General features: G+C 35.4%; 20 protein-coding genes, 3 tRNA genes and 1 rRNA gene. 5 read left to right on the top strand and 19 right to left on the bottom strand.

The window, feature by feature from the left end:
- Positions 1-226 precede the first annotated feature (226 nt).
- The 6 genes from pykF to lptM form a co-directional block, all read right to left on the bottom strand.
- Positions 227-1,642, bottom strand: a complete 1,416-nt coding sequence (gene pykF / locus BMW37_RS05570; protein WP_093318456.1) for a pyruvate kinase PykF — start codon at positions 1,640-1,642, stop codon at positions 227-229.
- A gap of 303 nt (positions 1,643-1,945) precedes the next feature.
- Positions 1,946-3,091: a hypothetical protein gene (locus BMW37_RS05565; RefSeq protein WP_093318455.1), complete on the bottom strand. Its 1,146-nt coding sequence runs from the start codon at positions 3,089-3,091 to the stop codon at positions 1,946-1,948.
- 495 nt (positions 3,092-3,586) lie between these two features.
- A tRNA-Val gene (locus BMW37_RS05560) sits at positions 3,587-3,663 on the bottom strand.
- Positions 3,664-3,845: 182 nt separating this feature from the next.
- A complete protein-coding gene (gene tadA / locus BMW37_RS05555; protein ID WP_425441760.1) occupies positions 3,846-4,379 on the bottom strand; it encodes a tRNA adenosine(34) deaminase TadA in 534 nt (177 codons plus the stop codon).
- The gene (gene dapF, locus BMW37_RS05550; RefSeq protein WP_093318454.1) at positions 4,376-5,200 is read right to left on the bottom strand and encodes a diaminopimelate epimerase; all 825 of its coding nucleotides are present in this window, start codon (positions 5,198-5,200) and stop codon (positions 4,376-4,378) included. Before dapF ends, tadA begins: the two co-directional genes overlap by 4 nt.
- A gap of 17 nt (positions 5,201-5,217) precedes the next feature.
- On the bottom strand, positions 5,218-5,337 hold the full coding sequence (lptM, locus tag BMW37_RS15490; RefSeq protein ID WP_245711031.1) for an LPS translocon maturation chaperone LptM: 120 nt from the start codon (positions 5,335-5,337) through the stop codon (positions 5,218-5,220).
- A 292-nt stretch (positions 5,338-5,629) separates the two neighbouring features.
- Here lptM and cyaY point away from each other — a divergent pair, with 292 nt between their 5' ends.
- The gene (gene cyaY, locus BMW37_RS05545) at positions 5,630-5,956 is read left to right on the top strand and encodes an iron donor protein CyaY (protein ID WP_093318453.1); all 327 of its coding nucleotides are present in this window, start codon (positions 5,630-5,632) and stop codon (positions 5,954-5,956) included.
- Between the two features lie 32 nt (positions 5,957-5,988).
- Here the strand turns inward: cyaY and BMW37_RS05540 are convergent, their stop codons facing one another.
- From BMW37_RS05540 to BMW37_RS05525, 4 genes are all read right to left on the bottom strand, one after another.
- The gene (locus tag BMW37_RS05540; RefSeq protein ID WP_093318452.1) at positions 5,989-8,682 is read right to left on the bottom strand and encodes a class I adenylate cyclase; all 2,694 of its coding nucleotides are present in this window, start codon (positions 8,680-8,682) and stop codon (positions 5,989-5,991) included.
- A gap of 159 nt (positions 8,683-8,841) precedes the next feature.
- Positions 8,842-9,234 carry a DUF3461 family protein gene (locus BMW37_RS05535; protein ID WP_093318451.1) on the bottom strand — a complete coding sequence of 131 codons (393 nt, stop codon included), beginning with the start codon at positions 9,232-9,234 and terminating at the stop codon, positions 8,842-8,844.
- A 201-nt stretch (positions 9,235-9,435) separates the two neighbouring features.
- Entirely contained in the window at positions 9,436-10,755 is a 1,320-nt protein-coding gene (gene rsmB / locus BMW37_RS05530) for a 16S rRNA (cytosine(967)-C(5))-methyltransferase RsmB (RefSeq protein ID WP_093318450.1), read from the bottom strand.
- Between the two features lie 85 nt (positions 10,756-10,840).
- Positions 10,841-11,833 (bottom strand): aldo/keto reductase, encoded by a 993-nt coding sequence (locus tag BMW37_RS05525; protein WP_093318449.1) that lies wholly within the window; start codon positions 11,831-11,833, stop codon positions 10,841-10,843.
- A 676-nt stretch (positions 11,834-12,509) separates the two neighbouring features.
- Between BMW37_RS05525 and pabC the strand changes: the two genes are divergently transcribed.
- The 3 genes from pabC to tmk all read left to right on the top strand — a co-directional run bounded on the left by pabC (position 12,510) and on the right by tmk (position 15,247).
- Positions 12,510-13,376, top strand: coding sequence for an aminodeoxychorismate lyase (pabC, locus tag BMW37_RS05520; RefSeq protein ID WP_093318448.1), 867 nt, complete (start codon positions 12,510-12,512; stop codon positions 13,374-13,376).
- Between the two features lie 94 nt (positions 13,377-13,470).
- Positions 13,471-14,493, top strand: coding sequence for an endolytic transglycosylase MltG (gene mltG / locus BMW37_RS05515; RefSeq protein WP_093318447.1), 1,023 nt, complete (start codon positions 13,471-13,473; stop codon positions 14,491-14,493).
- A gap of 109 nt (positions 14,494-14,602) precedes the next feature.
- A complete protein-coding gene (tmk, locus tag BMW37_RS05510) occupies positions 14,603-15,247 on the top strand; it encodes a dTMP kinase (RefSeq protein ID WP_093318446.1) in 645 nt (214 codons plus the stop codon).
- A gap of 213 nt (positions 15,248-15,460) precedes the next feature.
- On the opposite strand, the gene BMW37_RS05505 is transcribed toward tmk, so the two are convergent.
- From BMW37_RS05505 to hisB, 4 genes are all read right to left on the bottom strand, one after another.
- Positions 15,461-15,892: a hypothetical protein gene (locus BMW37_RS05505; protein ID WP_093318441.1), complete on the bottom strand. Its 432-nt coding sequence runs from the start codon at positions 15,890-15,892 to the stop codon at positions 15,461-15,463.
- 114 nt (positions 15,893-16,006) lie between these two features.
- On the bottom strand, positions 16,007-16,555 hold the full coding sequence (gene hpt, locus BMW37_RS05500) for a hypoxanthine phosphoribosyltransferase (protein WP_093318439.1): 549 nt from the start codon (positions 16,553-16,555) through the stop codon (positions 16,007-16,009).
- A gap of 16 nt (positions 16,556-16,571) precedes the next feature.
- Complete coding sequence (gene hisH, locus BMW37_RS05495; protein ID WP_093318438.1) at positions 16,572-17,174, bottom strand: imidazole glycerol phosphate synthase subunit HisH; 603 nt, start codon at positions 17,172-17,174, stop codon at positions 16,572-16,574.
- Complete coding sequence (hisB, locus tag BMW37_RS05490) at positions 17,174-18,280, bottom strand: bifunctional histidinol-phosphatase/imidazoleglycerol-phosphate dehydratase HisB (protein WP_093318437.1); 1,107 nt, start codon at positions 18,278-18,280, stop codon at positions 17,174-17,176. The genes hisH and hisB overlap by 1 nt, the downstream gene beginning before the upstream one ends.
- Positions 18,281-18,806: 526 nt before the next feature.
- Between hisB and htpG the strand changes: the two genes are divergently transcribed.
- Positions 18,807-20,699, top strand: a complete 1,893-nt coding sequence (gene htpG / locus BMW37_RS05485) for a molecular chaperone HtpG (protein WP_093318669.1) — start codon at positions 18,807-18,809, stop codon at positions 20,697-20,699.
- A gap of 535 nt (positions 20,700-21,234) precedes the next feature.
- Here the strand turns inward: htpG and BMW37_RS05480 are convergent.
- From BMW37_RS05480 to rrf, 5 genes are all read right to left on the bottom strand, one after another.
- Positions 21,235-22,491 (bottom strand): hypothetical protein, encoded by a 1,257-nt coding sequence (locus BMW37_RS05480; RefSeq protein WP_093318436.1) that lies wholly within the window; start codon positions 22,489-22,491, stop codon positions 21,235-21,237.
- Positions 22,492-23,196: 705 nt separating this feature from the next.
- Entirely contained in the window at positions 23,197-24,387 is a 1,191-nt protein-coding gene (locus tag BMW37_RS05475; protein ID WP_093318430.1) for a hypothetical protein, read from the bottom strand.
- Between the two features lie 422 nt (positions 24,388-24,809).
- Positions 24,810-24,885: transfer RNA gene (locus BMW37_RS05470), tRNA-Trp, on the bottom strand.
- Between the two features lie 7 nt (positions 24,886-24,892).
- A tRNA-Asp gene (locus BMW37_RS05465) sits at positions 24,893-24,969 on the bottom strand.
- A 63-nt stretch (positions 24,970-25,032) separates the two neighbouring features.
- Positions 25,033-25,148, bottom strand: a 5S ribosomal RNA gene (rrf, locus tag BMW37_RS05460).
- Positions 25,149-25,188 lie beyond the last annotated feature (40 nt).

The raw sequence follows: 25,188 nt of genomic DNA, 5'->3' as shown, positions 1-25,188 counted from the left end.
TATAAACATCCTCTAAAAAAAATTAATTTTAAATTATTTCCATGTAGCGATAAGATTATCGCAGGTATCACGCAAAAAAGAAATAATTTTCTTTGTTTTATTTTACGCTTTTTTAATTAATCTAAAACTAAACCACTATTTGAGATAATTTAAAACGCCTTAATAGATACCGGCGCTAATTCTACACTGTGTTGCATATAGAAAGCAAATCTCTTACTGTAAAATTTTAATCTAAAACATGTACTGATGCAGTATTTGTCGTTCCTTGAGGTACTAAAGCACCCGAAACCATCACAACTACATCGCCTTTTTGTGCTAAACCAGAACTGATCGCCGCTTTTTTACCAATATGATAAAAATCATCTGTTGAAGCTATTTTATCTGAGATCAATGGGATAACACCTTTAGCTAACGTTAATTGGCGTGCTGTGGTTGGATTTGTGGTTAAAGCTAAAATTAAAGCATGAGGAAAATACTTACGAATTGATTTTGCAGATTTCCCACCTTCAGTTGCAACAATAATTAATTTTGCATCCAACGTTTCAGCTGTTTCGACCGCCCCTAAGCACACTGCTTCGGTAATACGAAGCTTATGGCTTACTTTACGAATATCAGCACGTACAGGCATAATTCTATCTGTACGCTGGCAAATTGTTGCCATCGTTTGAACCGCTTCTAGTGGATATTTACCTTTAGCACTCTCACCTGACAACATAACAGCATCTGTACCATCTAACACTGCGTTAGCAACATCTCCCGCTTCTGCACGTGTAGGACGTGGATTTTTGATCATTGAGTCAAGCATTTGTGTTGCAGTAATGACAATTTTACGAGCTTCGTTACATTTTTCAATCATCATTTTTTGAGCAAAGATTACTTCTTCTACTGGGATCTCTACCCCTAAATCACCACGGGCAACCATAATACCATCAGATACAGCTAAAATTTCATCAAAGTTATTTAAACCTTCTTGGTTTTCAATTTTTGAAATGATTTTAATTTGCTGACCGCCATTTGCATCTAAATGCTCACGCATTTCAATAACATCTGATTTTTTACGAATAAATGAAGCTGCAATATAGTCAACACCTTGCTCACAACCAAATACAAGATCGTTTTTATCCTTAGTTGATAAAGCAGGTAAGTTAACTGTCACATTAGGTAAATTAATGCCTTTATTTTCACCTAAATCACCACCATTTAATACTTCACATATGACTTCTGTGGCTGTAATAGCTGTGACTTTCATGCCAATCAAACCATCATCCACTAAAACAGTATTGCCAACAGACAAATCTTTTGCAAATCCAGGATAGGTCACAGCCACTTTTTGGTTATTACCTACAACTGAACTATCTGTTGTAAAAGTAAAGGTTTGACCTGGTACTAACGTAACATCTTTACCACCTTCTAATTTAACGGTACGAATCTCTGGTCCTTTAGTATCAAGTAAAATAGCACCTAACGCACCTTTTTTAGCAAGAATTGACCTAAAATTAACAATTCTTTGACCGTGTTCTTCATAATCACCATGCGAAAAATTTAAACGCATAACATTCATGCCAGCATCGATTAACTTACCTAACATTTCTTCAGATTCAGTTTTCGGTCCAATCGTACAAACAATTTTGGTTTTTTTCATTTTTTCTACTCTTCTCAGTTTAAGGTTTACAAAATACGTTTAATTCAATCACTCAACCTATTATAAGAAACTCAAGCCAGTTTATAAAGCAACATTATCAGAATATCAATTTAAAAAGTGATAAATCACAATTCAACGAGCTCTATTCGTACACACTATGATAATATTTTATCCTGCATGCCGTAAAACCCCATTTTTAAGGGAGGGGGGAGATTAAAAACGCACGTTCAAATAATACATATCGCAACAAAAGTTTGACTTATATTTAATAATCAAAATATCAAATATAATTTACTACTTCTTTTATTCTAGAAGGCTGAAGACCTCTTCAATCCTTTTGATTAGCATTTTACGTGCCCCATGTTTAGCCATAAAATCATCTTGCTTTTGCTTAAATACTTCAAGTTTATCACAATGCTTATAAGCTTCTTTTAACTTTTTATAAATCTCAGCTGCCTTGTTATACCCAGCCCCCGATCCTTTCGATGCTTCAAAATCCATATCAAGCCACAATTTTGCCCTATTTGCATATAATTGATTTAAATATTCTATATGTGCTTTCATCTCTTCAATCTGACGAGCTAATTCTTCTGCCTGATGAGCTTTTTCTATATTCTCGGCAGCTTCATTTAAATAAGGCTCTAACATATCTAACATTAACCATTTCTCAAATTTTGGCGTATCTTTACGCTTTGCGATTGGTTCAATAAGGTTTAACGCCTCATATTTTGTCAGGCTTCCCTTCTCAAATAATTGAGTCAAAATTTTATTCTTATCAAATTCTGAAAGAGAATTAAGCCAACTTTTCACGTCACTTTGTGTTTTTAGCGTGATACTACTAGGATGTGATTCCTCATTTTGTAACAATAGTTGAAGCGCTTTTATTGGAATATATGATAGTTTAAAAACATCTATAATACTTTCTAAAGGTGCATTTAATTTCTCAAAGTCATATGCAATTAAAGGAAGCTTACCAAGATTTCCTTCTTGGTACTCATCTAACCAGAGCAAGTAAAATAAACGATAATCACCTTTTAAGATTTGATCTCGTAGTTCTTTTATGCTTGCCATAATCCCGTCAATTTCATCATCGTCATAGCTATAATAATCGCCCGACTCTTCACTGTCCAAATAAAACTCTAATAGTTGATATGAATCATTTTTTGACATACTATCAAGCCATTTCATATCTGAGGACAAGAAAACTTCTGGTATCACGCCTACCGGTACACGCACATAGATACTAGGACTCCCCCATTCAGAATAGCGAAAACCAATATCAAAAAAATCCAACATTACTTTAGCAGGATTTGCTTTTAAATCACTGTAATCGTACCAAACTGAAAACAGATTTCGCGTAATTTCAGCGCGACTTGAAATCGCTCTTAACGAATGTTTAGCATCTATGCTTAAATCAGAATCAATTGTTTCGAATCGATATAGAGTCATTTTTAGTCCACCCGTTTTATATGTTTTTTTGTCTAACGCATATTTCGTGAATCAAGTATTTCCAGATCGTAATAGACAAGCCCTAACATTTTATACTTAACTATTGTGTATGAAATAATAAGAGCCTGTCTCAATTAGAAATAAGCAAGTTAAGCCCCACAAAATCCCAAAATGATTACTAAAATACTTTCATATAGTTAGCTAATCGATTTAAATACATAACAAAGGAATAGGCAAACAAAATTCAATTTATTCACATAATTTAGAACAAAATTGAAAATGAATACACGCCAGCATTCATGACTTTAACTAAAAACAGTTAGCTCTGCTATGTCGCCTTACTAACTATATTTTGTATTAATGATGCAATAAAAGCCGCAAGTAATTAGTGAGCAATTTATTTAATAATATGATGAAATAGACTTTGAATGATTGACTTTGAAATTTTTCAGGGGTTAATTTGAGGAATATATTCAGAACGATTATATGAAATATTGGTGTGCCTAAGTGGACTCGAACCACCGACCCCCACCATGTCAAGGTGGTGCTCTAACCAACTGAGCTATAGGCACATAGAATGAATGTTGCGGGCAGCATTGTACCAAATAAATCAAATTGAGCAATCAATTTTGTTAGTTCAACCCAGAAAGTTGTTTCAATTGTTGATAAATTCGCCTTTTTTAAATCGAAAGCATTGGTTTTTACAAGATTCATTTGTAAAAAATACTAAGATAAGCATCACATTAAAAAATTATTAGCTCGCAGACTCATTGAAAGCACTGGTTTGACCAAAGGTTTGCTTTTGACGTTTTTTCTGAGCTCGTCTTTCTTTAAAAAATAGACTTAGCTGTTCGCTGCAAGCCTGTTCAAGAATTCCTCCCTGAACTTCTATATAATGGTTTAAATGTTGTTGTGAGAATATATCAATAAAAGAACCTGCTGCGCCAGTCTTAAAATCCTTGGCTCCATAAACGATTCGTTTGATTCTGGCGTGAATCAAAGCTCCCGCACACATGATACAAGGTTCTAAAGTGACATAAAGTGTCATATCAAGCAATCGATAATTTTCAATGCTTAAGCCTGCTTTCCTAAGTGCAACTATTTCAGCATGTGCAGTTGGATCATGTTGACCAATCATTTGATTCCAACCTTCAGCAATCAATTGATTATCTTGTACAAGCACTGCTCCAACAGGAATTTCATTTTGCATTTTTGCTTTATCAGCTAAAGCGAATGCTCGCCTCATCCAATATTCATCATCCTTGATGTCAAGCGTATCCATTATCATAAATGTATGGTTCCATCATATACTTGCTCTGCACCACCTACCATATACAATGAATGGCCTTCTCCTTGCCATTCAATTGTTAGGCTGCCACCTAATAGATTCACTTTGACCTTTGAATTTAACAGTCCTTGATTGATACCCACTGCAACAGCGGCGCAGGCGCCGCTTCCGCATGCTTGCGTTTCTCCAGCGCCTCTTTCAAACACCCTGAGGTTTATTTCGTTTTTATTGAGCACTTGCATAAATCCGACATTCACTTTTTCAACAAAGCGTTCATGCTTTTCAATTTGTGTGCCTAAGGATTTTACAGGAGCTGTATTAATATCATTTACAACGATTACGCAATGAGGATTGCCCATAGAGACTGCACCACAAAAAACAGTTTTATCCCCTACTCTTAAAAGATAAGTTTTTTCATGTTTTAATGCCTTAAATGGAATTAAAGCTGGCTCAAATTGAGGCTCTCCCATATCAACCATAATATCTTGATTATCAAGGACAACCAAAGTCATTTTTCTCGTTTTCGTTGATACTCTTATCTGATTACGCTTAATCAATCCTTTAAGCTGAACAAATTTGGCAAAACATCTAGCACCATTACCGCATTGTGCAACTTCTGAGCCATCTGCATTAAAAATCCGATAATTAAAATCGACATCAGGATCATAAGGAGGTTCAACTATGAGCAGTTGATCAAATCCTATTCCTTTATGTCTATCAGACAATCTTTTGATGTGCTCAGCCGAAAGATATACGTTTTGGGTTACAGCATCAACAACCATGAAATCATTGCCTAATCCGTGCATTTTTGTAAATTGCATAATCTTGTGACCTAATTTCACTCAGACGTTAAGGAAGTGGTTGGTACATATAACGGACCTTTTAGTCCACAACCTGCAAGTTGGGTTAAACTAAGACAAATAACACTACACATGATGAAAGTTTTCAATTGAGTCATACTATATCCTTTAAATTTTTATATTCCGGTGATGATAATTAATCATGCTTATGCATGCAAGCATATTGTTGTATCTAGACCAAACTCTGAATAATAAAGCAGTGAGTTAACCTACATTTTATTTTCTCATCTTTTTAATAAGCATTTTATAATGCGTCATTCAATTAATGATAATTGACTAATATTTGAATTAAGATTAAATCGGAAAATGAATGTTCTTCTGATTGATATGATATACTCGCATTATATACTTCCAGTTTATTTTGACTTATTTCATTTATATGGGGAACACATGCAAGATTTTGAATACCATGAAAAAGTTGATAGCTTAATGCATCAAATAGAAGATCAATTAGATTCCTATACGGGGGATGCCGATATTGATTATGAGTTCCAATCAGGAATCTTGACAATCAGCTTTCCTGAGGGCAGTAAGATTATTTTAAATAAACAAGAACCCTTACATCAAATTTGGATGGCCACAAAATTCAATGGTCATCATTTTGGATTTAATGAAGATAAACAGGGCTGGTATTGTGTTAGGACTGGAGAGCCTTTTTTAGACCTTTTATCCGAAGCAGCCTCTAAGCAATCAGGCGATACCCTTAGGTTTGAATAATAATATGACTCAAACTCAAATCAAATATTAGTCTAGTCATAAGGTAGTATTGTCTGGGTACTGCCTTGTACTTTAACTCGATAAAACTGGGGTAAGTTGAAGCTCATGATATGGGAAGATGACGTAAAGCGCTCATGAGACGCAGAATAAAATCGGCTGACATCTTTAACTAAATCCTCTTGGGAGCCTTCACAATTTAAAAAAATATCAACCTCATTACGTTCATCTAGTATATAAGTATTAAAATGCTGACTTCCTTCTTCTGTCTCAAAAAAGAATTGAATAATCCCTTCGCATGCATAGCTTTCAATAATTGGAGGTACAACTACCTTAGCATCCAAATCGCTAATTTTTGAATAATGTGCGTTATTGTGTCTATTACCAGTCAACATTGATAACTTATGCTCAGTAATATATTTAAATGATTCTTGGCTGCGTTCTAATTTTCGAATCATAACCCCTCTTCGTTCAAAAAATAACCCATAAGTATGCTCTGCCCATACAATTAATTTCACCCCTGCTTTCATGTCACTCTGTGAATTTAGTATTGGCCGGCCACTAAAACTATCATAACCTTGGGTGGTATCAATTGAAGAAGCTTTTATAGATGTAGCGTGTTTTTTAATTGAATGGATTAATCGAAGATGAATTGCTTCATTAAAAAGCGTCTCGACTTCCTGTGCAATTACACTCGCATAATGCTGACTATAACAAAATACTTTTAATACTCTAGGCGTGAGCGCATATTGATGCATTTTTGCTAGGATTGATTCTAATGACTCAATTAAAGAATTCTCTCCAGTAAAATTTAGCGTTCGAATTTCATCCCAACTATTGCGAAAAACAACATCAACACTCCCAACTAGTGCAATAGGTTTGCCGTAATAATCAAACGCAAGCATTGAGCGTTGAGACTTATTAGGGTAAGACTCTAACAACTGGTCATCTGATAGCAAATGTGTAGGATCGTCCTCAAGATTAAGACAAATCATTATCTCTCTAATTTCCGCTGGCCCATACAGTGCAGAAGGAGAAGCGGGTGCAATATTTTTTGATAAAGTCCGCTTAATATCTTCATAAAATTGAGTGATTTTTTGACGCTGCCTTTTAGGAGCATTAAAAATATGTATATGAGTCGACTCATCCCAAAGCCCATTAAAATAACTCCACACCACTAATTTACTAATATACAGGCTATACTCAATCGTTCGACTTCCTAACATTTGAAAAGGTGTAGGGGCTCTATTAAAAAGATACCAACCAGTACGGTTAACTTTACCCTTTGAGACTGGAATAAACGTTAAATGCCTTTCAGCTAAATTTGGAGAGATTTGAGGGTTAATAAGCGTTATTTTGCCAGGTAATTGTTCATAAGCTGCATAAAGCTTTCTAGTTAATATACTGATATCTTTAGGGCTGGCACTGACACTAATATCTTGTTGCCTTGCAAAACGAATTAAGTTCCTAAAGCTTTCCATTACTGCATGCAAAATTTCATCGTACGCTTCTTTGACTTGTTCAATTTTCCAGTTTGATCGGTTATCTAAAAATAGAATCTCTTCTTCCCCCCAACCCCAGCTTTGCACTAGTTGCATAATATGTCGTTTACGCCAACTTGTTTTCGGGCTGCCTTGCTCTATTAAGCTCACCTCTGACGAAGCTATTTCATTAATTTTTAAATAGAAGCATCGCCTGACTAAAGATAACCTTTTATAATCGTTTCGCCTGACCAAATACTGACTAATTTTACGTAACATAATCACATAAGCATCTAATCCAGAAGAAATAATTTCCCCCTTATGAAGATGGCTTTTAATTTCCATGGCTAGCAACGTGGTATTTGGATAATCAGCAAAATAAGCCTCTAATAATAAACTTTTAATCACAGCTTTATAAGGTGAATCAATACTTTTATACAGTTGCCATAAACTGGCACCAAAATATTCTTTAGCAGAGAGCGCTCCCATCCCCCCAAAATCAAGCCATTCATTAGGCGCTAATATTCCTTGTGAATAAAGATAGGTGACATATTCATCATAGTGTTCTTCTTCTTCGGTAGGAATCAAATACCAAAGCAACCTTTTACCTGCGAGTCTTACTGCTGAGCGGTAAAACTCATCTAGCAATAAATAATGCTGTGAGGTACCACAATCCTCTTCATCAAGAGAGCCGCTTTGTTTGTGTCTGAATCGATTTTCATCTACCAAAAAAAGTGTTAGTTTAATATTGAGTGTATTTGCCCATGACTCAAGCAATGAACATTTATGTGCAAGTTGTTCAATTTCATGTTCAGATAACCAAGATTGATGACAAATCCATATATCTAAATCAGAGAAACTATTTTGACCTAAAAATGAAGTGCTCCCCATTGAATAGATACCAATAATAGGGGCTTGTAAATCAGCACTTGCGCGAGAGGAAACTAGATTAATGTACTCTGAAGATTCACAAAAAGTTTGAAGTGAAAATTCAGGATCATTAAGTAAGGAGTCTACATGTTCTAACAGCCTAGTGATATCATCATCATTAGGCATAAAACCAGCAACGCCTGAGGGTACACCATGTTGTAAATAACCCGGCATTGCCGGATGATTAAAATGAATAAATAGAGGAATGAGTTGATATACGAGGCGAAAAGACTCCGGCATGCCTTCAAGAGCACGCTCAATTCGCAATTGATTGACAGCATCAATTCGCTGTTTTAATCGCTCAAAATAAATATGCACACATTCCCAACCAATTTCTTAATCTAAACAATTTATTCTAAATACCTAATTAACAATTTATAAGAGAGTTTTTGTTAATAAATAATTCTTTAGTGTTATTTATAGAGCATATTAATCAGTAATTGCATTTAGAAATGACCTAAACACAACCAGACTAGTTTATTTATCATTTAAAAGTCGATTTAAGTCACTTTCTATTTCGTTTATTTTGCTCGCAACAACATTTTCCAAGTGCCTTAAATCATGCAGAATTTTACGTTTAAGATCGACTTCTTGCTGCTCACGCATGCATAAAATATCTAATTCTTCAATAATTTGATTTAAAATTGGATGAATTTCATCAATTATTTTTAACTCTTCTTTTTGGCCTTCATGTATGCGAATAGTGCGTTTCATACGTGGGTACTTGAATTTAACACTTTTTGCAAATAACTCGCCTTTTTGCTTATGAAAATAAATCTTTAAGATATCATTACTCGCTTCTTGTCGAAGACTATATCTATCAATTTGAGTGGGTTCTTCAATTCCAAGACTTTTTAAATTTTCATACATACTGTTCACCTTCCAGATTCATCTGTGTTTAAAAGAATAAAAATCAAACCGGGTACAATACTAAGAGCCTTATATCAATACGGTAAGACTACCACTTTTTATTTTTATTACAATGGTTGTTCGAAAATTGTTTTAGCGTGGAAAATTCCCCTTCAAAAAACTGATGAGTTAGATTCACACGTTTTTAACCTTACCTGTTTTTTATTTTTTTACTAATTTTGCGTAATAAAATCCATCTCCCATATTAGCTTTAGGTAGTAATTGTAATCCTAAAGCGCGTTCGGCACCAAACATGCCAACAGGCAAATTAAGAGGATGATGTTCTGCATCAGCATGCTTTGCTAAGAAGGATTTAATTTGCTGATCATTCTCTTCAGGTAAGATTGAACATGTCACATAAATTAAAGTCCCGCCTGATTTTAAATATGGCCAAATTGCGTTCAATAGTTCATATTGTGTTGTAACCAAATCGGCAATATCAGTTGAGCGCCTTAGCCATTTAATATCTGGGTGTCGTCTAATGACACCTGTTGCTGAGCAAGGTGCATCCAGTAAAATTTTATTAAATTGCCGACCTGCAACCCATGTACTAGGCTTTGTACCGTCAGCAATAATCACTTCAGCATGACGATGTAGACGCTTTAGATTCTCTTTAATTCTTAGAGCCCTTTTCTCATCTAATTCAACCGCAATGACATTTGCTTTAGGGGCAACCTCTAAAATATGGGTTGTCTTACCACCAGGCGCTGCACATAAATCTAAAATAAGCTCATCATTTTGTGGTGCTAAAAGAGATACCGCATATTGGGCATTAAGATCCTGGACCGTGACCGCCCCTTCATTAAATTCTGGCAATCTATCTACAGCAATCGGTTCATTTAATAATAATGCTTGTGGTAAATTAGTCTGCATGTGCGATTCGATTTCTCGCTCCGCTAATACTGCTTGATACGCTTGTGTCTCATAAGCTGCGGGATTGACCCTAAGCCACATAGGTGGTTTTTGATTATTTGCCTCAACTATTGCCTTCCATTCTGATGGATAGGCTTGTTTCAGTTTTGTTAGTAGCCACGTAGGGTGCCAAAACCGAACATCTAAGTTCGCCAAGCGTTCAAGTAATATAGGATGCTGGCGTTGAAATTGCCTTAATACACCATTAATTAATCCTTTTAACTGTGGTCTTTTAAGTGCCACAACTGCATTAACAGTTTCTGAAATCGCAGCATGAGCCGGCACTCTCATATAGTGAAGCTGATAAAATCCGACTAAAATTAAATAGTGGATATTTTTTTGTTTTTTATCAAGTGGTCTATCCATTAATTGAGACGCAAACCAATCTAGTTCAGGCAGGGATCTTAACACCCCAAAACAGATCTCTTGTAACAACCCTTTATCTTTACCCACAACTTGCTGTTGCATAAGAGGAAGAACTGTAGAAAGTGAGGCGCCTTTTTCAAGGACTTCAGTGAGCGTTTTAGCAGCAATGCTGCGGATATTGTAAGAGGTTTGCGTTGAATTCATTTAATCATCTATCAATTTAAAAAGAAATAAAAGAGCGGTAAAACAGTTTACCGCCAAAGTATTACATAATGACATATACCGACCATTATGGAAGTGCCTGTCCTCTTGCTGTCACATACAATTGGTACCATTGCTCACGAGTAAGCTCTAACGTTAAAGCTTGTGCACATGCTTTAATCCGATCAAGGTTAACTGTTCCAATCACAGGTTGTATTTTAGCAGGATGCCTAAGTAGCCATGCCAGCACAATCGCCTCTTTACCAACTCCATACAAATTTGCTAAATTTGTAACGAGCTCTTTTGTTGCTAACAGCGCAGCATTTTGCTTGTCATTGAATCGATTTGAATCAATCTTAGCACCTGTATAAAGTCCATTTGCCATTGAGCCCCAAGCTTGAAGTTGGATGTTTTCTAAACGGCAATGTTCAATTGTATCACCTAATACACGGTTAGTTTTAGATTGATCATCATTAAACGTTGTTCCTGCATCTACCCAGTCATGTTTCAATAAACTCAACTCAAGCTGATTAACAATTAATGGAACCTCAAGCGCCCGTGATAATAATTTAATTTGACCAGAATGCATATTTGAAACACCAAAATGGCGAACTTTCCCACTTTTTAATAATTGTTCAAAAGCTAGCGCCACTTCCTCAGGTTCCATTAATGCATCTGGTCTATGTAATAATAAAATATCAATATACTCTGTACCTAAACGTTTTAAAGAAGCATCAACCGCTTTTAAAATATAGGATTTAGATTGATCATAACGTCCTACATGTTGTTCATCAGCAAATCGAATGCTGCATTTTGTTTGTAAAACCATTTTTGACCGTAAAGCTGGATTTTGCTTAAATAGATGAGAGAAGGTTTCTTCTGCATTACCATGCGTATAAATATCCGCATGGTCAAATAACGTCATTCCTGCCTCTAATGCAGTCTCAACAACAGCATGTGCTTGTTTAATATCCCCATCTGTTAACGGTAATCGTTGCCAATTCCCCCCTAATCCCATACACCCATAAACTAAGCGGCTGCTATTTGGTAAGTACTGTTTTAGTGCAAATTTCTGTGGCATGTTTAACCCCTATTAAAAAATGATTTGGCATAAGAGTGCAAAAAATCACCAAAAAAGATTATAGATCCTTGAATTAATTTCATTTGAAATTAAAACCTGTTCTTTACATTAAATACATACATCTGAAAATCAAGAATAAATATGCACATTGCAGGTGTTAGATAAAACTCAGTTAAATTTTATTTAAGTAAGACAACTATCTTTTGTTATCATAACCCTAAAAATACGTTATTATAGTCACAGAGATACATTTATACACAAAGTGATAACTATTGAAAAAACACATAAATTAGCTAGCGCCTATTTATGTTTAACTTTTAGATTAGCATCAACTTGTATAAATATCTTGCAAGCATCGATAGATTCAACTACATGGGTTTAAACATGTTCTCCTAAGTAGATATTCATCTGTCTACACTATTTTAACTATGCTGTTAAATAGTTTATCACATACCCACTTTCATTACTTAGCTATAATTGTGATAAGCACTAATTTTGATTCAACCTTAAATATAAGGTTTTAAATACTCCATAGTAAATGACATAATCAAACAAATAGTAAGTAACAAATAAATAAGCAAGTACATTATCGAACATACATTGAGCATCTCAATTAATTCTTGTTAAATAAGTACTTAGATAATAATTCAAATAATATAAAACAGAGTAATTCTTTATGGCAATGATGATTAATGGTATACAAACTACACATATCAGCGCATTAGATAGAGGGCTTCAGTACGGTGATGGATGTTTCACAACAGCACATGTTATTAACCAAAATGTGCTCTATTTTGATTTTCATATAGCACGCTTGCATGATGACTGTGAAAGACTTCACTTTCCAGACATAAATTGGGATACCTTAGCCGAATTTATTGCGATGGAAGCATTTGCCTTAATGCGCGCTGAAAATAATACTGCGCTTGCAAATGAAGCTGTATTAAAAATCATACTGACAAGAGCAGAGGGCGAACGAGGCTATAGTCCACTTGGCTGTAATCATATCAATAGAATCGTTTCTCTAACACCTTTTCCTTCACACTATTTAGGTTGGCAAAAAACGGGAATCGATGTCAATATTAGTCCGATTAGATTAGGACATACTCCCCATACAGCAGGAATAAAACACTTAAATCGCCTAGATCAAGTCTTGATTAAACGTGAATTAGAAAAATCAGTATTTCAAGATTGTATTGTATTAGATAGTGAGGGTTGTATCGTTGAAGCCTCAGCTTCTAATATTTTCTGGCGCAAAGGGGATAAAATATTTACTCCTGATGTGAGTCAATGCGGCATTAATGGTTTGATGAGACAAAGAGTCATAGATCATCTCAATAAATCGGGTTTTGCGCAGATAGAAATTGTTCGGGAACCTATTGAAACATTACAAAATGCTGATGAGGTTATGTTAAGCAATGCATTAATGCCATTAATTCCAATTAATCATGTCGTTGTCTCACCAACGCAAAGATGGTTTTATTCGCCCCTTAAAAGAGAAGCTTGGCCTTACCTTTTCCCACAATTGCTTGCTGGGAAATAGTGATATCTGTATATTTCGACTTTGTATTGCTATGGCTCATTTGCACCACGCGATGAGCTAATTATTGACATTCAGTTTGGAACAAACAAAAACTATGGTAAAACGTTTTCTGATTATTTGTTTTTTTGCTCTACTTGCGCTACTTGCATGCCTAAATATGGCTTATCAAAAAGTAATTGCCCTTGGCAAAGCACCTATTTTAATTACCGAAGAGCTAATTTTAGAAATCAAACCTGGCACAGGTCGTCAAGCGCTTGAATCTCTACTCGTCGAGCAAAACATCATTGCACCTGAATCAGCTAAATGGTTTCAGTGGTTATTAAGATTAGAGCCAGAACTAGCAAAAACTAAAGCTGGGACGTATCGTATTGCCCCTAATCTCACAACAAGAGCATTATTAGAACAATTTGTGGCAGGAAAAGAAGCTCAGTTTTCAATCCGTTTTACAGAAGGTACTCGTCTGAGTGATGCGCTTGAAACACTTTCTAAAGCACCTCATATTAAACATACATTGACTGACTACTCTTATGAAAATATTCGCAAAGTTCTAGACCTACCTGAATCTACTTTTCCAGAAGGTTGGATATACCCAGATACCTATCTCTATACTGCTAATACCTCGGATGTTGACATTTTAAAACGGTCACATGCTAACCTTAATGCTGCACTTGATAGTGCTTGGGCAAATAAAGCGCCAAATCTTCCCTACAAATCAAAAGAAGAAATGCTGATTATGGCCTCTATTATTGAAAAAGAAACAGCAATTGCCAGCGAAAGAGAAACTGTTTCTTCAGTGTTTGTCAATCGCTTGAATAAAAATATGCGACTACAAACTGACCCAACTGTCATTTACGGCATGGGAAGCGCTTATAATGGTAATATCACTAAAAAAGACTTACAAACACCAACTGCATATAATACCTATACAATTGACGGATTACCGCCTTCAGCAATTAGCTTAGTAGGTAAAGCTTCCATTGAAGCAGCGGCCCATCCAGCTCAAACTAACTATTTATATTTTGTTGCCGATGGTAAAGGCGGTCATACTTTTAATGAAAATTTAAAAGGCCATAATAATGCCGTACAGAAATATATCAAAGGATTGAAAGACAAATAAAATTGATTAAACAATCTAACGATCTAAACTATAGAGAATACAATCCATTATCTTGTATAGTCTAGATCTTGGCTTTTAACAGTCTAAAGAAAAAGGAAAGCGCGGTCTTATGACACAAGGAAAATTTATCGTAGTAGAGGGGTTAGAGGGTGCAGGGAAAAGCAACGCTCAAGCTCAAATCGTCAAAGCTATAGAAGCACTCAGCCTGATTAAAGGGCAACAAATCGAGATTGTACAGACGAGAGAACCAGGCGGAACCCCACTTGCTGAAAAACTGAGAGCTATTTTTAAAGCAGAGCTTAACGGCGAAGTGTTAACTCATAAAGCCGAATTACTCGTGCTTTATGCTGCCAGAATCCAGTTAGTAGAAAACATTATCAAACCTGCCTTAGCACGTGGCGCATTTGTGATTGGAGATAGACATGATCTTTCATCACAAGCTTATCAAGGAGCGGGAAGAGGATTTGATACAACATTTATGAATACGTTAAAAACACTCGTTTTAGAAGATTTTAAACCTGATCTTACCTTATATCTAGATATTCCCCCCGAAATTGGCTTAGCACGAGCCCGTAACCGAGGTCAACTAGATAGAATTGAGCAAGAGGCAATGTCTTTTTTTGAACGTGTTAGAGCTGCATATTTAGGTTTTGCTAAAAACGATAAGAGTATCAAAACGATCGACGCAAGTTTGCCGATAGAAACGGTAAATGATGAAATTCAGAGTGTTATGCGTACATGGTTAGCATATTAGTGTAAGAGCCCTCGAACTTAACTTATCAAGATTGCAATCAATCACATACACTCTACGAACTTCCAAACTATCAGACCGAAACATTGAGCTTAAGCATCATTAGTGTTATACAGGGCAAAATTAACATTAAAAATGGCAGCATATGATTATACTCGCTGCCATTTTTTCGTTATTACGGATAATATATCCTAAAAGATGACAAAAACGTTAAGATTACTGGCAGCGCCCTCTCGCATCAAAGTACCAATTATCCCCATCAATAATTAAGACTTTTTGCATTAATCCCTCTTCCATAGAAGGTCTTAATTCAACTTGGCCTGTAGCAACAAAATAGAGTGGTGCTTCAGGAGCACTTCGGTGTAACTCATAAGCAAGCTGCATCTTCGGATTAGCTAACACAGCAAGCGGCATACCAGAACCACAAACTTGAAGTATCGCTGAGTCAGCAAAATAGACAAACTCACCTCTAAACTCTTGCTTTTGTCCACATTCAGGACACGGATTAACAATCGGCGCTTTAGGAACAACTGCTTCTGTGACAGGTGTTTCAGGCGTAGGTTCAACCGTCTGTGTTTGGCAACCTACAATAAACAAGGTTACGCAGGCAAATAACACCATCCATGCTGATTTTAAATTAATATTCATATTCTCTCCTTAACTCTATTATTATCTGTGTGATGTACATCATCAAATAGAACCAGTACCTTCTATATCAGCAAATTCTAACAAATCCTTTTGTATGAAAGGTCACGGCGCAAATCAATCAGGAATGACTTCACCAATGTAAGGTAAATGCCGATAATGTTCAGCATAGTCAATACCATATCCAACTACAAATCTATCTTCAATACTAAACCCTACCCATTGCACATCAACTTGAACCTCGCGCCTTGAAGGTTTATCAAGTAAAGTACAAATGGCTAAAGATGCAGGGTTCCTCAAAGCTAAAATTTGTTTAACTGTACTGAGTGTATTACCTGAATCAATGATATCCTCAACGACTAAAACATGCTTACCCTCAATGTCATCTTCTAAATCTTTTAAAATTTTGACATCACCACTACTTTTTGTTCCAGAGCCATAACTTGAAGCGGTCATAAAATCAATTGAGTGAGGGCATTGTATTACTCTTGAAAGATCTGCCATAAATACGAATGAACCTCGAAGCAATCCTACAAGCACTAATTGTTGGCCTGCTTCCGCTGGGATAAGAGATTCATAATGTGTCGTAATCGATTTTCCTAATGTATTCACTCGTTCTTTTAAACTTGACTCATCTATTAGGCTTTTTACATGATGCTTTATCATAATTAATTCAAGTATCCTACATCTCAATAAAATTTTTCAGCAATTTTGCTCCAGCTTGCCCTGAACGCTCAGGATGAAATTGGACACCGGTAAAATTATCATGGGCAATAGCTGCACTAAAAGCACCACCATACTCTGTAGTCGCAAGTGTATATTCGCCAACAGGCACGCTATAACTATGGACAAAATAAAAATAAGCGTCCTTTGAGATCCCCTCAAACAAGGGATGATTGGTATGCGCACTAAGTGTATTCCAGCCACAATGTGGTATCGGTAATTCATTCGGTTTCATCAACTGTGTTTGTGCCTGAATCAGATCTAATAATGCCACACCTTGTGTTTCTTCACTAAATGAAGTTAGAAGCTGCATACCGAGACAAATGCCTAAAACAGGCTGGGTTAATGATTGAACTAAGCTTATTAAATTACGGCCTGCTAACTCAGCCATAGCTGCCTTTGCAGTGCCCACACCAGGCAATAAGACCTTATCAGCACGCTTCACAACACTCGGCTCGTCACTGATTACGGGAGTATAACCTAAACGCTTAAGCGCAAATTCAACAGAAGTTAAATTCGCACAGCCTGTATTTAAGATAACAATATTAGGCTTAATTGGCATTATAAAACCCCTTTTGAACTCGGTAAGACATTTCCTTCCACGCGAATTGCCTGACGTAGTGTCCGGCCAAATACTTTGAACAGGCTCTCCACTCTATGATGATCATTTTTACCTTTGGTTTTTAAATGAAGGGTACTCATCATGGCATAAGAAATTGAACGGAAAAAATGTTCAACCATTTCGGTACTTAAATCACCTACACGTTGGTGCTTAAATTCAGCTTTAAACTCACAATGTGGTCTACCTGAAATATCTAATGCGCAGCGGGCTAAACATTCATCCATAGGTAAGACAAAACCAAAACGAGCAATACCACGCTTATCACCAAGTGCTTTTAATAGCGCTTCTCCAAGTGCAAGCCCAGTATCTTCAACAGTGTGATGATCATCAATATGCAAATCACCTGCCACATTTACGTGTAATCTAAATCCGCCATGCGTACAAATCTGATCAAGCATATGATCAAAAAAACCGATTCCTGTTTTAATCTGATTCTCACCCTCTTTATCTAACCAAACTTTAACATCAATCGATGTTTCTTTGGTGACCCTTGTAACATGTGCGTATCTATTCTTAGCTGTTAATTGCGCTTCGATATGATCCCAATTTAAACTAACAGGATCATATTTAAGCCCTGTGATTCCGAGATTATTCGCCAGTTGGACATCTGTTTCTCTATCACCTATAACATACGAATTATGTTTGTCCCAAGCTTTATTATGACCGATAAAGGTTGCCATATATTCATCAACTAAAAGAGTTTTAGGTTTGCGGCACGTACAATTGTCTTCTGGCTTATGAGGACAAATTAACACAGAATCAAATTCAATACCTTGGGAAGTAAATAGTTGCATCATTAATTGATGCGGCGCATCAAAATCCTTTTGAGGAAAACTGTCAGTACCTAATCCATCTTGGTTCGTGACCATAACTAATCTAAATCCAGCAGCTTGTAGTTTCAATAATGCAGGAACAACATTTTTTTCAAATGCAAGTTTATCTAATCTATCAACTTGAAAATCAACAGGAGGTTCAGTGATGAGCGTCCCATCACGATCGATAAATAGAATTTTTTCACTTACGGGGGTAGTTTCAGACAGCGACATATTAACTCCAATTGGATTGACTAAATAATGAAGCGTGCACTTAAGCACAATAATAAATAAATCATACCTTTTTTATGCACAAGTTACCAATAAAATCAGCTTACCCTCAACTAGGAATATTAAAGATGAAACCGCGTAATGTTTCAAAAGAATAAGTTTGAGATACTTTGACAAAATATGCCTAATTTGAGTAATCGCCCCAAGTCTATGACTTGAAATTCACTAATTTGCCCCCACAAATAGGATATGCAAAAAGATTAACAGAAGATTGTTAATCGAATTAAGTTTAATAACCTCTTGTGTCTAATAAACTTAAGAATCGATAGTGTTTATGAATAGTACTTATAAAGAGTATTTTAGGACTTAGTGCTATTTAAACAAAAAATAAACTTATGCAACGCTGCACAAGCAGCCCTTACAGTTTAAATTGATTCAGTCAACCTGTTTTATATTATGCGTAAATTAATTTACGTCTTTTTAATGTTATAAATTATCTATCTTAATTATTTAGGAGAAATTCATGTCAATGCAAGGCCAAGAAACCCGTGGGTTTCAATCTGAAGTTAAACAATTATTACATTTAATGATTCACTCTCTTTATTCAAATAAAGAAATATTTCTTCGTGAATTAATTTCAAATGCCTCTGATGCTGCGGACAAACTCCGTTTTAAAGCATTATCTACACCTGATCTTTATGAAGGGGATGGCGAGCTACGAGTGCGCATCTCTTTTAACAAAGAAGCACGTACACTGACATTAGAGGATAATGGTATTGGGATGAGCCGAGATGAAGTGATTGAAAATCTTGGTACTATCGCTAAATCAGGTACAAAAGCATTTTTAGAATCAATGGGATCTGATCAGGCTAAAGATAGCCAACTTATTGGTCAATTTGGTGTTGGCTTTTACTCTGCATTCATCGTTGCTGATAAAGTGACGGTTAAAACTCGTGCAGCTGGGCTACCTGCAACCGAAGGGGTATTTTGGGAATCTCAAGGTGAAGGCGAGTACACAATAGCGAATCTAGAAAAAGCGTCTAGAGGAACAGAAATTACCTTGCACTTACGCCCTGAAGAAGATGAATTGTTAAGTGAATGGCGTCTGCGTTCTATTATCAGTAAATATTCAGACCATATTGCCCTACCTGTTGAGTTACAAGTAGAGAAAACTGAAGAGCCTGAAAATGAGAATGAAGAGCCAACAACAACCATCAGCTTTGAAAAAATAAATAAAGCACAAGCACTTTGGACTCGTAACAAAGGTGAGATTAAAGACGAAGAGTATACCGAATTTTATAAGCATATCTCTCATGACTACGCAGATCCTATTACTTGGAGCCATAACCGTGTAGAAGGTAAGCAAGAATACACAAGCTTACTTTTTGTGCCTTCAAAAGCCCCTTGGGATCTCTTTAACCGTGAGCATAAACGTGGCTTAAAACTTTATGTACAACGTGTCTTTATTATGGATGATGCTGAACAGTTTATGCCTAACTATTTACGGTTCATGAGAGGCTTGATTGATTCAAATGATTTACCACTTAATGTATCGCGTGAAATATTACAAGATAATAAAGTAACTCAATCTTTACGTGGCGCACTGACAAAACGTTCACTGCAAATGCTTGAAAAATTAGCTAAAGATGATGCTGAAAAATATCAATCATTCTGGAAAGAATTTGGTTTAGTACTAAAAGAAGGGCCAGCAGAAGATAATGCAAACCAAGCCCTAATTGGTAAGCTACTAAGATTTGCTTCAACTCATACTGACTCTTCAGAGCAAACTGTTAGTCTAGAAGATTACATTAGCCGTATGAAAGAGGGGCAAGATAAAATCTATTATATTACAGCTGATAGTTATGCAGCAGCTAAAAGCAGCCCGCATCTTGAATTATTCAAGAAAAAAGGTATCGAAGTATTATTACTCTCTGACAGAATTGACGAATGGATGATGAGTTACTTAACTGAATTTGAGGAAAAATCATTCCAATCAATCAGTAAAGCTGATGAATCATTAGATAATCTAGCTGATCAAACCGAAGAGCAAAAAGAAGCAGAAAAAGCACTAGAGCCAGTGGTAGATAGAGTCAAAACATACTTAGGCGATCGTGTTAAAGAAGTGAAATTAACACACCGTTTAACCGATACTCCAGCGATTGTCACAACTGACTCAGATGAAATGTCGACACAAATGGCTAAGCTTTTTGCAGCAGCAGGGCAAGCAGCACCAGAAGTAAAATATATTTTCTCACTAAACCCAGAACATGCACTTGTTAAACGTCTTGGAAACGAACAAGACGAAGAGCAATTCGGCCAATGGGTTGAGTTATTATTAGATCAGGCTCTATTTGCTGAAAAAGGGACATTAGAAGACCCAAATCAATTCATTAAACGCATGAATACTCTTCTAATGGCATAAACAATATAACAAGAAGCACCTTACTTAAATAAATAAGGTGCTTCTTTCATTGTACCTACACCTCTTCGAAAAAAACTGTCTTACCACTACAGATCAAACCTTAAAAATCATTAATTAAAATCAACTACTTGGTGAGGCGAACCCATCTTGTACTCAAATCAATTCACGATAGGATTAAATTGCAGCAATTTCGTGAATTAATTAACGATTACAATTCAATGCATTCATTCAGCCTTAACAGAAGTAAGCAGTCATTCGAGAGTTAATGATTGTCAAATATGATAGCGTCCATCAATTTTATCAAAAATGCTTACATATTTGCCCTTTAGGACAGAGATGTAAGAACGGACTGCCTCGCAGCCCCATTAGTCATTAGTGAGGCGTACGTTGCTGTTCATTATACTGACCTACCACAGCAGTAGGTAATCCACCATAACCTTCTACAAGATAAGAAGGCGACCACAAAATACCACTCCGAGTTTTTTTTAGTTCTGCATTATATTTTTTTCTAAGTACTCGAATAATTATTTAAACTTTAATCCCCTATAACTACATCATTTCCCCATTGATATTCAGGCATTATAGGTCTTTCACTGCGCATAATTTCAATTGATGTAACAAGCTCGTTCAGATGTTGATCAAGCACTTTTGGCGTTAACTTAGTATAAAAGTCCATATTATCAAAAATACGTTTACATGCATTTTTATTCATATTTGCAGCGCCAGCGTTTTCAATATCATCAGTAATTTTCCAGGTACTTGTGTCAGTGATATCGAGTTTAACACCACGTAAACGCCTACCGCATTCAGTTCTAATCTCAAATCCAATAACATTCTCTTGGTAAGTAATAAAGGCACCGTATTGGAATGCTAATTCAATATTATTACCAATAGATTGAAATTTATTATTTGAATTCAATAAGCTAACCATGTGTGCTCTTTGAGCTTCAGAACCAGTAGCTGATCCATTCAGTGAGTGCAATGTAAATCCTGCAATGCTAAACTTTTCAGATAAAATTACATTATTTTTACTTAAATTTTCAATTTCGTCTTTAAGATAATTTGCATAAAAACTGTCTGGAATATAAATAAGTTTAGACCAACCTTTAGTGTTTTCATCTATCGTGATACGTTTAGGATACCCATAACCAGGGTAAAACAGAGTAAACAACCTTTCGTATGCATCGGATGTCATTTTATATTTATTTTCATTAGAAAAAATCTGAATATCCTGTTTTTTAACTAATTGTTTAATATCATCATTAATCTCATATTGAAACAAATACATGACAGGAGTCACAGTACACCCATCAACTATTGGGATTCCCATAGATGAACTCCCCATATATAGAACAACAGTTCGCGAAACATCACTGCAAGATACAACATGCTCAGTAAACATAGGTAAGGAGTAAAACGATTTAAAATTGTCTTTTGAATAATTTAATATGGCTGCTCTAAGAGGTGGTCCATCAATTTCTGTTTTATCGACTGGGATTTGAAATATGACGGTCGTTTCATCTCTAAAAACAATAGGGAATGACTCGGTCTCTAATTGATTTTGTCTACGATCAGTATATTCTACATCTTTAAGTACGAGTGTATCGAGTAATGCGCTACGCCACTCTTTTTGATTGATCTCTGATAAAAATGGATGATAGATATCGCTTACTGTTAATTTTAAATAACTATAGGATTTTGGAACATCGGCAACTAATTTGCTTGAGAATAAGCATAATCCCAAGACAATCAAAATTAGACGATATAATGCCATTACTTTTTTTAAATTCATATATTGCAAGCCTTTTTATCAAAAAAATAAGCATTCACTTAATAATCAAGTGGTATCTCTATTTGCTAGGCGTATATTAAAATATACACCTAAAACAATTATATTGCTTAATCCTTGCAAGTATTAAATTAAATATCCATTTTAGTGAGTAAAGTATAACATGATTATTAGTTGATTCATGTTAGTAATGATTATTGGTAAAATGACAAACACTATTATGAAATATACTTAACACAATAACCAGGGGCATTCACATGGAAAACTGTAGTCAATAAAGTGCTTATTACCCCATATAATTTTCAAAAATTCATCAGCATATAAATACATTTAGTGTGCCGTCTATAGAGGGATATTTACGCTAATAAGGATGAATGCTAAAAAGACAAGCTGAACTCACTGCACTTGATTATTATTTAGCCATAGAATTTTGACTAAGGGAAAATAAAAGAGCCCCAGCGTTTACTTTTATAAATCGACTGACTTAAGTCACTTACAAGCTTAAATTATAATAGGTCTCTTTAATTTTATCACTTAGTGGTTAATCGATATGCTTAGGTTAGTACTGCATTGAGCAGCGTATCTCAAGCGCCTCACACTTGAAGAATAGCCATCTTCATAAACGTCACCTGAAATGAAGATCATACAAGTTGTTATGAACTCACCCAAAATGAGATATCAATATATCCACATGTCAAATTTGAGTTATTAGAAATTTTCAAATTTAAATTTGAGTTTTTCGTATATTTCTGGGTTGATTAGTTTAAAAAATTGATTGAATGTATCTAAGTTAAAATGCAACAGCATTACACTAAAATCATCAGTCAATAGATACCCATAATTTTGTTCTAGCCAGATTTTTATCTCTATAGCGACTTCACAAAGTAGTTTATTCTGATCTTCATATTGGAATTCCTGTTGAAATAAAAAAACATTTAAAGGAATACTAACATCAGAGGGATAAGGTAAATCGCATCCAGCCGGAAATTCAGAAGGATTCCACAGACAATAAAAATCAAAACCATCCTGACTACTCATTTCATCCCTATAAAATTGATAGCCATAACAAAGATAAGGAGGGAGTTTATCCCAATACTCATACTCTAGAAAAAAGCTATAGATCTTATCTGTAGGTTTATTTTTCTCTACGAGTGTCTGTATATAATTTATAAGCCAAGCCTTTACTGCATTGACATCAATTTCATTTCTAGGTCTTTTATAAAGAAGTTTTGTCGTATTGTCATAAACACGTTCGATAGTATCTAGTTGTTTGTTTTGTGTATATCGATAAGCAATGTAATTTGAATTGACCAACGATTTTTTAGCTATATCAAATTTATATTTGGCTAGATATTGTTTATTTTCAACAGAATAATAATCTAACGTGCTAATTTCATGTTGATTTTGATTATATACCCTATAAACATATCTTAATTTGTCATTCTCATATTCAAAGAAATATTGATTAATCAGGTATTTTTCAACATCAAATGAAAAACAGAGACTTTGAATGACTTGATTTAACAGATTATAATGATAAAAAGTTTCATAATAGACAAGCTTTTTAGTTTTATCACCAATGTAATAGAATCCACTACGTTCAATTATAATTCGATTATTAATATCGAGCCCATAGCAATAAAAACCTGTAATATCTTCAGGTTGATTATCTAACCATTCACCTTGTTTGTACCCTTTTTCTTGAAATGAAAAAGGTTCGGGACTAAACATCTTACCTTTAGCCCATTTCCAATTGATAACCTTCGACTCTAATTCTGATTTTAGTTGAGTATAAAATTGCGCCCCTTGTTTATTATTTTCTTGAAATACGGCATCATATTTTTTTGTATTACTTTCACAATAAGAGACTAATTTATTAATAATATGAGTGAAGGCCATTAGTTAGCTACCTACCTAAAAATATCATGATATTAAACTCTAAATCAACGCCAAATCAACCGATTAATATTATTGTTTTTTATTTAATGACTGTATGTTTATTGTATAATTAAAAGAGTTAATTTAAACGTTATTTTGCACGTGCTCTCGATGTTGACTATTAGGAACTTAATCAAAAAGTATTGCAATACAGTTTTCACCAGCAGCTAATTTTGTGTTCTTAGAACAGCCGCATCAATCAGCGCGCTATCATTGTTGAGTTGGAATTATACTCAGTTTATTGGATATAAAATTACAAATAGATTCTTTAATAACCGTGGGCTTACGCAAAAAAGTGAGGGAAAATAATTAAGTTTCATTCATTTTCAGATAAACAGACAAAAAAAAACTGCTAGATTTCTCTAGCAGTTGTCTGTTTTTTATGGCAGGGGCGGAGAGACTCGAACTCACAACTCCCGGTTTTGGAGACCGGTGCTCTACCAATTGAACTACGCCCCTAAAATAGTGGCGGAACGGACGGGACTCGAACCCGCGACCCCCTGCGTGACAGGCAGGTATTCTAACCAACTGAACTACCGCTCCAATTTTGATACATTGTGCTTTTACAGCGCTATGCAAATATGCATATTTACAACATTATTTGGTGCCTGGCAGTGTCCTACTCTCGCATGGGGAGACCCCACACTACCATCGGCGCTATTGCGTTTCACTTCTGAGTTCGGTATGGAGTCAGGTGGGTCCACAATGCTATTGCCGCCAAGCAATTCTGTGCGCTCTTCTTTGGAATAAGCTCTGATTAGT

The sequence above is a fragment of the Thorsellia anophelis DSM 18579 genome, from assembly GCF_900111395.1.
GTDB classification, from domain to species: Bacteria; Pseudomonadota; Gammaproteobacteria; order Enterobacterales; family Thorselliaceae; genus Thorsellia; species Thorsellia anophelis.
This window is presented reverse-complemented; position numbering and strand designations above follow the sequence as displayed.

Coding starts and splice junctions, on each gene's coding strand:
- htpG (WP_093318669.1), top strand. CDS start 18,807: ATGCAAGGCCAAGAAACCCGTGGGTTTCAATCTGAAGTTAAACAATTA.
- BMW37_RS05480 (WP_093318436.1), bottom strand. CDS start 22,491: ATGAATTTAAAAAAAGTAATGGCATTATATCGTCTAATTTTGATTGTC.
- pykF (WP_093318456.1), bottom strand. CDS start 1,642: ATGAAAAAAACCAAAATTGTTTGTACGATTGGACCGAAAACTGAATCT.
- lptM (WP_245711031.1), bottom strand. CDS start 5,337: ATGACTCAATTGAAAACTTTCATCATGTGTAGTGTTATTTGTCTTAGT.
- hisH (WP_093318438.1), bottom strand. CDS start 17,174: ATGCCAATTAAGCCTAATATTGTTATCTTAAATACAGGCTGTGCGAAT.
- BMW37_RS05525 (WP_093318449.1), bottom strand. CDS start 11,833: ATGCCACAGAAATTTGCACTAAAACAGTACTTACCAAATAGCAGCCGC.
- BMW37_RS05535 (WP_093318451.1), bottom strand. CDS start 9,234: ATGTATGAAAATTTAAAAAGTCTTGGAATTGAAGAACCCACTCAAATT.
- mltG (WP_093318447.1), top strand. CDS start 13,471: ATGGTAAAACGTTTTCTGATTATTTGTTTTTTTGCTCTACTTGCGCTA.
- hpt (WP_093318439.1), bottom strand. CDS start 16,555: ATGATAAAGCATCATGTAAAAAGCCTAATAGATGAGTCAAGTTTAAAA.
- pabC (WP_093318448.1), top strand. CDS start 12,510: ATGGCAATGATGATTAATGGTATACAAACTACACATATCAGCGCATTA.
- BMW37_RS05505 (WP_093318441.1), bottom strand. CDS start 15,892: ATGAATATTAATTTAAAATCAGCATGGATGGTGTTATTTGCCTGCGTA.
- cyaY (WP_093318453.1), top strand. CDS start 5,630: ATGCAAGATTTTGAATACCATGAAAAAGTTGATAGCTTAATGCATCAA.
- hisB (WP_093318437.1), bottom strand. CDS start 18,280: ATGTCGCTGTCTGAAACTACCCCCGTAAGTGAAAAAATTCTATTTATC.
- BMW37_RS05565 (WP_093318455.1), bottom strand. CDS start 3,091: ATGACTCTATATCGATTCGAAACAATTGATTCTGATTTAAGCATAGAT.
- dapF (WP_093318454.1), bottom strand. CDS start 5,200: ATGCAATTTACAAAAATGCACGGATTAGGCAATGATTTCATGGTTGTT.
- rsmB (WP_093318450.1), bottom strand. CDS start 10,755: ATGAATTCAACGCAAACCTCTTACAATATCCGCAGCATTGCTGCTAAA.
- BMW37_RS05475 (WP_093318430.1), bottom strand. CDS start 24,387: ATGGCCTTCACTCATATTATTAATAAATTAGTCTCTTATTGTGAAAGT.
- tadA (WP_425441760.1), bottom strand. CDS start 4,379: ATGATAATGGATACGCTTGACATCAAGGATGATGAATATTGGATGAGG.
- tmk (WP_093318446.1), top strand. CDS start 14,603: ATGACACAAGGAAAATTTATCGTAGTAGAGGGGTTAGAGGGTGCAGGG.